Here is a 3,607-nt window from a genome sequence, read left to right on the forward strand (position 1 = left end):
AATCGCCAGTTTCTCCCAACGTCACCCACTTTTAGATGTATTTGCTCCAGGAATTTTAATCAGTGGCGCCAATGCAACTGGTGGGACAATTACCATGGGTGGCACATCTCAAGCCGTGCCTTACATTACTGGAATTGCTACACTTGGTCAACAGATTGCTCAAACCTATTTAGGACGGGAATTAACCTTAACTGAATTTCGTACCTTATTAGATACAACTAGCAACTTAATTATTGATGGGGATGACGAAAACGATAACGTTACCAATACAGGAATCAGTTATCCTCGCATCAATGCACTTGCTTTAGCAGAAAGCATACTCACCCTCAATGACAGTAATTCTGGCTCAGGTGTAGTTAACCCAGGTAATAACAATAATAATGGGTCTAACACAGTCACTAATACCGTCAGTTTAGTTCACAATGTCACCCTGACTGCGGGACAGATACTAACGGGAATTAACTTCGGAAATCAGCAACTTAATCAACCGCAAAATATTACTCTTGCGGTTTCTCCCGCAAGTGTGACAGAAGACGGAACAACTAATCTCGTTTACACCTTCACTCGTACTGGTGTAACAACTGATGCTTTGACAGTCAATTATACAGTCGGGGGGACAGCTACTTTTAACACAGATTACACTCAAACTGGTGCAGCAAGTTTTACAAGTACAACAGGAACAGTTACTTTCGCTGCTGGTTCATCAACTGCGACTGTCACAATAGACCCCACTGCTGATACAAATGTTGAAGATGATGAAACCGTTGTCTTAACCCTCGCTTCGGGGACAGGTTATGCAGCCGGTACGACTGAAGCAGTTGTGGGAATCATTACTAATACTGATACTGATACTGAAACTCCTAGTAATCAAGCTCCCACAGATTTAGCCTTAAGTGCCACTACAGTAAATGAAAATGTCCCTGTTAATACAGTAATTGGAACATTTTCCAGTACAGACCCCGATACTGGTAATACCTTTACCTATAGCTTAGTTGCAGGAACAGGAGATACAGATAATACAGCATTCTCGATTGTAGGGAATCAATTACAGATTAATAATTCCCCCGATTTTGAAACCAAGAATAGTTACAGTATTCGGGTAAAAACCACCGACCAAGGGGGACTAAGTTTTGAGAAAGTCCTAACGATTACTGTCAATGACCTCAATGAAACTCCTAGTAATCAAGATCCAAATGAAAATCCTAGTAATCAAGCTCCCACAAATTTAGCATTAAGTGCGACCACAGTAAATGAAAATGTCCCTGTTAATACAGTAATTGGAACATTTTCCAGTACAGACCCCGATAGTGGCAATATCTTTACCTATAGCTTAGTTGCAGGAACAGGAGATACAGATAACTCAGCATTCTCGATTGTAGGGAATCAATTACAGATTAATAATTCCCCCGATTTTGAAACCAAGAATAGTTACAGCATTCGGGTAAAAACCACCGACCAAGGGGGACTAAGTTTTGAGAAAAACTTGACAATTACTGTCAATGATGTTAATGAAACTCCTACTAATCAAGCTCCCACAGATTTAGTCTTAAGTGCCACTACAGTAAATGAAAATGTCCCTGTTAATACAGTGATAGGAACATTTTCCAGTACAGACCCCGATAGTGGTAATAGCTTTACCTATAGTTTAATAGCAGGGACAGGAGATACAGATAACTCAGCATTCTCGATTGTAGGGAATCAATTACAGATTAATAATTCCCCCGATTTTGAAACCAAGAATAGTTACAGTATTCGGGTAAAAACCACCGACCAAGGGGGACTAAGTTTTGAGAAAACCTTGACAATTACTGTCAATGATGTTAATGAAACTCCTACTAATCAAGCTCCCACAGCCCTAATTTTCCAAAATGCTGTCACCGAGTTAGCTGAAAATGTCGATGTCACCCCAGAATTGAAAGTCGCCGACCTCCTGATTGAAGATGATGGTTTAGGAACCAATAATCTCTTCCTCACGGGACGGGATAAGGAGCGCTTCTTAATTCAGAATTCGGCACTTTTCTATGTCGGTTTTACCCCTAATTTTGAAGCTCAAAACAGTTACGAAGTCACCGTCAATGTCGATGATCCAACCGTTGGTGTCACCCCCGATCTCACCCAAACCTTCACTTTAAACATCACCGATGTCAATGAAGCTCCCACAGCCCTAATTCTGGCCAATAGTACCAATGCGATCGCTGAAAATACCGATACCAGTCAAGGTGTCAAAGTTGCCGATATTCAGATTAGCGATGATGCCTTGGGGACAAATAGCCTTTCTTTGTTGGGCAATGATCAGAGCAGTTTCCAGATTCGTGGCCGGGAATTATTCTTCATCGGTAAGGCTGATTTTGAAGCCCAATCCCTCTATAATCTGACCGTGGCAGTGACGGACACCACCCTCAAACCGGCTCCCAATGCCACGCCAGACGCAACCGTTAATTTCACCCTAGGAATTACCAATCTACCCGACCAAGCCGTTAATCCCCAAACCATCCAATTTAATAATACGGGCAATGGACAAGGTTCTCTGGTTTTCAACTTTAGTAACTTGCCCGGTAGCATACAGGTCACAGCCATTGAGGAAGGACTTAGACAGACGGGAGCTTTCTTCAATAACGTTGTCGGTCTCTATCCAGTGGCCGATGATAACGGAGCCGTTTTTGACAGCCTCGATTTAGATGGAGATGGCAACGTGACAGAGTTAATTCAACCTGGTCAAGCGGGTTATGCGCGTACCGCCTTAAGTCAAGCGGTGAATAACTTCTTTTTGCGGGCCAGTGGGGAAGGGGCAAACCAAAGCACCACCGCCGCTGAATTTAACGAAGGGGATGTGTTGTTGGAAGGGGGGCGACGCTACGCACCCTTTGTCATTGCCAATGGCGGCAATCTGGGAGAAAGTCTGCAAGGGAGTATTCAGGCATTTTTGACCAAGAATCCCGATAACGTGGCGGCTACCCTAGAAAACTATAGGACCCATGAGGTGGCCTATTTCTCCTTTGGCTCGGCAAATCCCGATGGGGCGGAACATTTACGGTCAAGGGGGAATAATATCTTTGGCTTTGAGGATTTACCGGGGAACTTACCCAATATCAGCGATAACGACTTTAATGATGGGATTTTGGCGTTTAATTTTATTGCTTAATCGTCAGGAGCAGGTTTGACAAGCCATTTCCTCTGGGAGTTGCCGGTGGTTGTCTTTTTCTAACTGCGAATCACCGTCATTTGTCGCCCCACAGGACTCATTACCGTTTCTGATTAATGGTGGCATGGCTGGCTTCCAATCCAGCAATGATTTATTAATAAATATCACTGGATTTACCGGTACTTTACCAGCTTTAGGGAGCATGATAGTGGGTTATTTCTTTGTTTAATTAAGTAGGTGTAGGGTGCGTTAGGCGACTATCAATTCCGTCAAAAAACCAAAATTAACAATCCGCCGTAACGCACCACCTCTATTATTAAATTGGGTTCTTCGTTACTTGGTATGGTTCGATAGGGGGGCATAAATCGACTAAATCCTTATCTGGCAAGAGACTTAATTGATTAGTTCGCTCTAGAGCAAAAACAATTGACAAAAATCGCTAAATGCCTTTCTATATAAGGGTTC

Annotated in this window: 2 protein-coding genes and 1 pseudogene; 2 read left to right on the forward strand and 1 reads right to left on the reverse strand. The window is 42.9% G+C overall.

The window, feature by feature from the left end; translation table 11 throughout:
- The first annotated feature begins 94 nt into the window (after window positions 1-94).
- On the forward strand, window positions 95-3,142 hold the full coding sequence (locus O9324_RS26855; protein WP_502846607.1) for a cadherin domain-containing protein: 3,048 nt from the start codon (window positions 95-97) through the stop codon (window positions 3,140-3,142).
- A 3-nt stretch (window positions 3,143-3,145) separates the two neighbouring features.
- On the opposite strand, the gene O9324_RS26860 is transcribed toward O9324_RS26855, so the two are convergent.
- Window positions 3,146-3,268 carry a hypothetical protein gene (locus tag O9324_RS26860; protein WP_256377274.1) on the reverse strand — a complete coding sequence of 41 codons (123 nt, stop codon included), beginning with the start codon at window positions 3,266-3,268 and terminating at the stop codon, window positions 3,146-3,148.
- On the opposite strand from O9324_RS26860, the pseudogene O9324_RS26865 reads away from it, so the two are divergent.
- Window positions 3,252-3,371 (forward strand): annotated as a pseudogene (locus tag O9324_RS26865) (bluetail domain-containing putative surface protein); the annotation flags it as partial. The gene O9324_RS26860 and the pseudogene O9324_RS26865 sit on opposite strands and share 17 nt — an antisense overlap.
- Between the last annotated feature and the right edge of the window lie 236 nt (window positions 3,372-3,607).

Source organism: Microcystis sp. LE19-84.1B, assembly GCF_027531875.1.
Lineage (GTDB): Bacteria > Cyanobacteriota > Cyanobacteriia > Cyanobacteriales > Microcystaceae > Microcystis > Microcystis panniformis.

Coding starts and splice junctions, on each gene's coding strand:
- O9324_RS26855 (WP_502846607.1), top strand. CDS start 95: ATGGGTGGCACATCTCAAGCCGTGCCTTACATTACTGGAATTGCTACA.
- O9324_RS26860 (WP_256377274.1), bottom strand. CDS start 3,268: ATGCCACCATTAATCAGAAACGGTAATGAGTCCTGTGGGGCGACAAAT.